The organism is Metabacillus sp. YM-086 (assembly GCF_048059995.1).
Classification (GTDB): domain Bacteria; phylum Bacillota; class Bacilli; order Bacillales; family Bacillaceae; genus Metabacillus; species Metabacillus litoralis_B.
The window spans coordinates 1-6,670 of the sequence record NZ_JBLUOI010000141.1 but is presented as its reverse complement, the minus strand read 5'-3'; the positions used below and the strand labels follow the sequence as shown (position 1 = coordinate 6,670).

Genomic DNA, 6,670 nt, shown 5'->3' with positions numbered 1-6,670 from the left:
CGAAGGTAAATTTGATCCTTCTTGGTCGTTAAAAGAATATATGGTTAATAACGCTAGTGCAATGAATAAAAAATTAAGTGTTATGAGACCATTGCATACCATGAAAGATAAGGTAGATCCTGCAATAGCAACTATGAGTAGAGTTCCTTTTCCTGCTCAAACACATGTTATTCAGGGATTAATAAACGGATTAGATGTTGAGAATTCGGTTATAACATCTGCGAACATGGGGACCGGAAAGAGTATACAAGCTATAGGTGTCGCTCACGTCTTAAACGAACGGAAGAAAAGAAGAGGCTCTAAAAGAGGGACTGCTGTTTTGCTTTCTGCTCCTGGTATAACACTTAGTAAATGGGAGAAGAAAGAGATTGGTAAAACTGTCCCACATGCGAAAACATCAATTGTCCGGTCATCAGAGGATGCATTGAGGCTTTTGGAGCGTGTTCGTAATGGCTACCGCCCAACAGTAGGTGATCTTGAATTTACCATTGTGGGTATTGATAAAGCCAAAAGAGACAGTGAACCATACTTTGCAGGCATATGGAAACGTGTGAAGAATACTTCTGATTCTTATGGATGGCATTGCCCAGATTGTGGACGCCAATTATATAAAAAAGAAGAAGGAGAATGGTTTCCTTTAGATTGGTCTGATGTAGCTTTCGGATCTGCACCTACAATAGAGCAGTTAATAGATGCAAGAGAAGAAAAAGCATTACTACCGAATGGACTACTAAATTCATGGAAAGTGAAATGGAGAAGGTCTAAACAATTCTTTAAATGCTCATATCAAGAAGGTGTACAAGGTTACCTACCAGATGGTGCTTCACCTTGTGGAACAAAACTGTATCGCCCCGCAGTCAAAAGTCGTGGAGAAACGAATAAGCGTCCTGTAGCTAACATTTCTAAAATCTTTAAGCGCATGAAAAAATACTTTGATTTATACATTGTGGATGAGGTCCATCAATGTAAAGCAAGCGGTAGTGGTAGGGGAGATGCTTTTGCTCAAATGGTTAAATCAGCAAAAAAGACTCTCATGCTTACAGGTACCCTTGTAAATGGAAAATCTACATCGATCAAAGAAATTCTTTGGAGAACCAATCCAAAATCCTTATTAGATAAAGGGATGAATGATTCTACAGGGGATTTGACATGGGCGGAACGATATGGAAAGTTAAAGCAAATCGTTTATTTACAGGATGAAGTGAATCATCAAGGATGGGTCACAAGACAGCGTAGAAAGCCGATGCAACCGACAGAAGAGCCAGGTATTGCACCACATATGACAGCTGAATTTTTATTGCATAAAACTGCTTTTCTTGATTTGGAAGACTTAGGGTTACCACTGGTGGAACTAAAGGAGAAACCAATCTTTATTACTCCGAAACCAGAACATGAAGCGGCATATAGACAGTTTCATGAGGTAATGTATGATGAGTGTGCTAAAAGGGCACGAGCAGGTGCTAAAGGTGCATGGTCAAAGTTTAACCCTGCAACCTTAAATTACGCTGCTAGACCCGATTTAGGGGCATTTTATACATTTGTTAGTGTTGATGGGCAAGAAACAATTGTATCAGCTCCACAACTTACTGGTTATACAGCAAAGGAAGAATGGTTGATAGATAATGTGAAGAAGGAATTATCTGAAGGTAGAGGAGTTGTTATCTATAACAACTATACAGGCGAATACCAGCTAAATGAGAGAGTTCATGACATCCTTAAGGAAAATGGTATTCCGAGTAGAATTTTAAATGAATCCAATACCGAGAAGCGTTCTGAAGTCCTTCAAAAGTTTGAGGATGAGGGAGTAAAAGTCATTATAACCAATATGAAGTTGGTTGAAGTTGGTTTAGATTTACTTGCTTGGCCGACACTTATTTTTAATCAATTAAGTTATGAAGTAAACGTTGTCCGTCAGTCTGCAAAAAGAGCACACAGAATTGGTCAGCACCGTGAGTGTAGGGTTCTAATTCCTATTCTGAATGGTACACAAGAGATGAGTCAATTTAAGAAGGTAATGAGTGCTAGAGGTCATGCTTTAATGACAGAAGGTAGATTAGATAGAGGGGAACTTGCTAAATATAGTTATGATGAGCAGTCATCATTAGCAACTGATCTTGCTGAATGTTTTGCAGAAGCCGATCTTGCCAATGCGTGGGAAGAACTTGCTGCAATTGAATATCAAGATGTTGAAATGATTGAAGAAGCGAATTTTGAACATATCTTAGCTGATAGAATGAAAGAACTGGCAGAACAGACATTAAAACTCTGCGGTGTTTCAAAAGTTGTGCCTATTGATCAATCTGAATCTAATATAGTAACCGATAGTACTGAAGAAGATTCATTATTTAACATCACTGAATCGAGTGGTTCCAGTGTGGATCTTGAGGATGATGGAATAATTGCATTAGTAGATATCACAAAGTATAAGAAAAAGAAAACATTAAAGGCACCAACTGAAAATCAACTGGGTTTTGTTTTCTAATTACGCCGGAATATAGAACCCCTCATGCAATTTTGAGGGGTTCTTCTTATTATTACTTTATAACACTTCTAATATCCTCTATCAGTTGTATAATAATTCCATTCTTGAAATCGGTCATATAAGCTTTAGTTGGACCTTCTAACCCGAAAAATTCATCTGTTGATTTAAAATAAAGTCTGATAATTTGTAAAAAAGTTCGATAATTTAAAACAAAGTTTGATTGTAATTCATGTATTGATATGCAGGATTTTTTTATTCCGCAATCAAGGCCAGATTGTTGAACAATAAAGTCTATTTAGAAAATGGATTAATCCATTTTTCTGTCATAAATTAGTTCAAGTGGACATACCTAGTAAGAGGAGGTGTCTTATTTGAAAAAAATTACATTTGTTGGTTTAGGAGTTGTTTTAGTCTGTATAATAGTTTTTTCCTTTAGTCTAATTAAAACTTCAGCAGAAAAGGATCTGGTATTTTCTCCTGAAGGTAAAGAAAACGAAAAAACGGATAGTCAAATAGTTGTAAGCGAAATTACAACAATAACAGAGGAAGTTTCAAAGGGGTTAAAAGCATTCGAGGGGATAGGAGATATACAAACGGATTATCAAAAGTCTCTTACTGTACGAACTTCTTTAGACAGTACCAATTCAGAAACTGAAATTATTGCAAAAGAAATTAAAATTAAAATTGAAAAGATTATAAATTCTAAAGAACTTGACTCAATATCTAAAATTGATTCATATAAAATATATGTAAAAGATAAAGATGGGAATGATATTTCAATCAACTAAACTCATTGAGTAACAACAAAACAAATAATTATTAGTAATCTTTCAATAAGCGATGTTCTTAAATAAGGACAGGCGCTTTTTTAAGTTGAAAACGCAATTTTGAGATATAATTCAATATTGTATAAAAAAATATTTAATTTACTACTCAATTGGGAAAGATATTCCTAAAAAATGAATAGGGTGATGTCGTTGTATAAGATTGTTAGTGTTTATTTGTTAATTGTTTTATGCCTAACAATTTCGGTAAATAACACATTTGCAAATTCGAATGATGAACCCCATCCTCTTGAATATATATATCCTGAAATTGGCTATAAGCTAGTGGAGGAAGCAACAAGTGAATTTGAACAGCATTTCAAACAAAATTTGAAATTGCCACTTAGAGTTCCACCTATTGAATTCACTCACTATTTTGGGAGGTTTAACGATTTAGAGGGTGAAAAGAATGACTCGTTTGAAGTAGAGTTTATTAGTGATAGGTCACCTGAAAATCATTATAAAATAAATGTGCGACCTCTTGAGAATAAAATTCCGATTAGAGATAAGTTTATTATGGGTGTTTATGATCTCAAAAATGAAAATCGAGCCACATATATGACTATATCTGGATTTAATGTATTAGTTTTTGATAAGGACAATTGGCAATATATGCTTAGTATTGATAAGAGGGCTTCAGACAAAGTTACTGCTGAAAATTTAGTTCAAATAGCTAACTCAATTGATTACCCTACTGGACAAATAGACTAATATGTTAAATTACTATCGGAGCACCTTTCTTGAAACAACAAGGAAAGGTGCTTATTTTTAAATATAGATAAGGTTATTTATTTCAGTTGAGAGCTAGTTAAAAAGCACATATTTGCTATATGACTAATAAAAACATCGTGCTATTGGCACGATGTACAATGATAAGTAAATTAGTTATTCAGCAGCAAATATAAAAGATTCTTTTAAGGGTCTGCCATTATTATCCTCTGTCCAAACGATTTCAACTTCTAATTCAGTTGCTATTTCAGCCATAAGGAAATTAGCACCATGATAAGAGTTTCCGTCGTTCAATTGTTTTGCTAAAGATTTGGCCATTTCATAGTGGTTTTCATTACAATCTTGTCCATCAGGACAACCAAAAAGCGAGTACTTTGTCTTAGAGTTAGGTTCATTTCTAAACATATTAATTTCTACAGAATATACATCCTTACCTATGTTACTAACATCTATAGAGTAAGTATGAAATTTTCCTTTTACAGGTTTTGCTAGATCTTTTCCTTTTTCAGCTTTACCTATCTGAACTGACCACTGTTTTGAAGATTGTTTAACTGGTAATTCATCAAAGGTAAGGGCATTTGTCTCTAGGGATGTAGTCACAATCAATAAAAGTAGTAAAGTACATATTGAAATTAAAAATTTTTTAATCATATTTTCTCTCCTTCTATTAGATATAGCATTAATTTCTCCAAAATTATAAATATTAACGAAAAAACATTCTGTAATAATATGTAAGTGTATTGGTTATATGAAGTAGCCTATTCTATGAGGTATTAATGATTTTCGATAATGACTTTTTTCAGCAAACGAAATGGAACATTTTTTAAAATACTTCGTATGTAGAATATTAACGTTTAAATTCGGGGTGGTTTTAATGTTTGATATTACATTTTTATTTATTATGGCTTTTGCTGGTGGAATTGTGGCTATCATTGGTATTTTGGCTATATTTGGTCGAAGAATTACAGAACCAAAGAAGGAACTCCAACAAAAAGTTGAAAATCTTGAAGAAGAGGTTCGGAAGCTAAAAAATGAGAAATAAAACCCGATTTCTTAACTGTCAAACTTTGTACGAAAGATCTTTAAGGTAATTTAACAAGGTATTGAGTTAACAATAAACTATATACCAACTTTTATTTTAATGATAGTAAGAACTTACCCTCTTATTTTGAGTTTAGGAAAATACATGACAATGACTAAAAAAATTCGTTAACATTGATTTAATTGGATTAGATTTAAGTGTGTATTTTTTGCCTTTAACTGCACCTTATACGATAAAATGATGAAGTAAATTTAGTTTAATAAAAATATAAGATCCGTATTTTTCAAAAAACTTAGGAGGTTGGAGAATTGGCGATAACTGAGAGAGGTAGCGAAGTTTCTATACGTACGGGTCAAATAGACGATGCAATATCAATTTTAGATATTCAAAGAGATGTTATAACAGAAAATAAATATCTAATTTCAGAAATAGGTGAGTGTAATAAAACATTAGAAAAACAAAGAATTTGGAAACAGAAGATTTTAGATAATAACAGGGAAACTTTAATTATAGCTGAAAAAGATGAAAAAGTTATCGGCTTTATAGCTTTCGAATCACCGAATCGCAAAAGATTAGCTCATACTGGCTCATTTGAAACGATGATATACAGTGATTATAGGGGGTTAGGTATTGGTAAAATGCTTATTAGTGAACTTTTGGCATGGGCTGAAAATAATCCTTTAATAGAAAAGGTGAGTTTAGGAGTTCTTTCGACTAATAATAGAGCTATATCTTTGTATAAAAGCATGGGGTTTGTAGAAGAAGGACGGAAAACCAAAGAAATTAAGGTAAGTGAAAATGAATATGCAGATGACATACTTATGTATAAATTTGTATAGCTGTTATTAACTATTGTTACAGAGGTATTTAAACAAACTTATTCAACAATAAAAGCGCAATTCTGCAGTAATGAATTGCGCTCTTGTTTTATTTAAAGGCCAGATTGGAGAAGATTATTAAAGTATAAAAGGGTTATAAAATTGCATTTGAAAAGTAGTTTGATGAATTTAATAAATACAAGATATTTCCATGTACATTTACATTGGTTATTCTATATATTTTATTAAAGATCATTTATGAGTTAGAGGTGCCGTGTGAGAAAGTACTTTTTTTGGAGTTGGCTACTTTTGTCAGTATTTTTGTCTTTAACGATTTGTTTAGTTAATTTTCCAATACGTGACCTAGAATATTTTCCTCTGTTAGATATGATTAAGAGCGTCCTTTTTCTAACTGGTGGAGTTTTATTATTTAGTTCAATAATGTCTATATTACTTCTCGTAAGAAATATTAAAACTACTATATACCTAGGTATTATTATGCTCTTTTTAATAGTCTTTTTTGGCATTCAATATAGCGTTTTACCTCTATTTATATTAGGTCCTATATTTATAATATTGTTATTTACTATTGGACTAGTTCACTTTATAATTACCTATTTTATAGGTAAGAACTTATATTATTCAATTTAGCAAACATTAATGTGAATTAACCTTTTCTAGCTACCTAATCTTGGAGATGAAGAAGCATATAACTACATTCCAAATGTTATTAATGTACTATATGAATTGGAAGATATTATTTATTATGGGAAAC

At 32.5% G+C, this 6,670-nt stretch carries 6 protein-coding genes; 5 read left to right on the top strand and 1 reads right to left on the bottom strand.

Annotation, left to right across the window (positions count from 1 at the left end):
• The 3 genes from ACEWK1_RS27090 to ACEWK1_RS27080 form a co-directional block, all read left to right on the top strand.
• Positions 1 to 2,482, top strand: a 2,482-nt coding sequence (locus ACEWK1_RS27090; protein ID WP_416636838.1) for a helicase-related protein, incomplete at its 5' end; no start/stop codon positions are given.
• Positions 2,483 to 2,853: 371 nt separating this feature from the next.
• On the top strand, positions 2,854 to 3,270 hold the full coding sequence (locus ACEWK1_RS27085) for a hypothetical protein (RefSeq protein ID WP_212137899.1): 417 nt from the start codon (positions 2,854 to 2,856) through the stop codon (positions 3,268 to 3,270).
• Positions 3,271 to 3,453: 183 nt separating this feature from the next.
• Positions 3,454 to 4,017, top strand: a complete 564-nt coding sequence (locus tag ACEWK1_RS27080; protein ID WP_251406754.1) for a hypothetical protein — start codon at positions 3,454 to 3,456, stop codon at positions 4,015 to 4,017.
• Between the two features lie 174 nt (positions 4,018 to 4,191).
• On the opposite strand, the gene ACEWK1_RS27075 is transcribed toward ACEWK1_RS27080, so the two are convergent.
• Positions 4,192 to 4,686 carry a hypothetical protein gene (locus ACEWK1_RS27075; RefSeq protein WP_212137903.1) on the bottom strand — a complete coding sequence of 165 codons (495 nt, stop codon included), beginning with the start codon at positions 4,684 to 4,686 and terminating at the stop codon, positions 4,192 to 4,194.
• A 223-nt stretch (positions 4,687 to 4,909) separates the two neighbouring features.
• On the opposite strand from ACEWK1_RS27075, the gene ACEWK1_RS27070 reads away from it, so the two are divergent.
• Complete coding sequence (locus ACEWK1_RS27070; protein WP_212137905.1) at positions 4,910 to 5,077, top strand: hypothetical protein; 168 nt, start codon at positions 4,910 to 4,912, stop codon at positions 5,075 to 5,077.
• A 308-nt stretch (positions 5,078 to 5,385) separates the two neighbouring features.
• Positions 5,386 to 5,916: a GNAT family N-acetyltransferase gene (locus ACEWK1_RS27065; protein WP_212137907.1), complete on the top strand. Its 531-nt coding sequence runs from the start codon at positions 5,386 to 5,388 to the stop codon at positions 5,914 to 5,916.
• Positions 5,917 to 6,670: the final 754 nt, after the last annotated feature.

Bases quoted from the DNA above. Each gene is read 5' to 3' on its own strand.
- ACEWK1_RS27070 (WP_212137905.1), top strand. From the start codon at position 4,910: ATGTTTGATATTACATTTTTATTTATTATGGCTTTTGCTGGTGGAATT.
- ACEWK1_RS27075 (WP_212137903.1), bottom strand. From the start codon at position 4,686: ATGATTAAAAAATTTTTAATTTCAATATGTACTTTACTACTTTTATTG.
- ACEWK1_RS27080 (WP_251406754.1), top strand. From the start codon at position 3,454: ATGTCGTTGTATAAGATTGTTAGTGTTTATTTGTTAATTGTTTTATGC.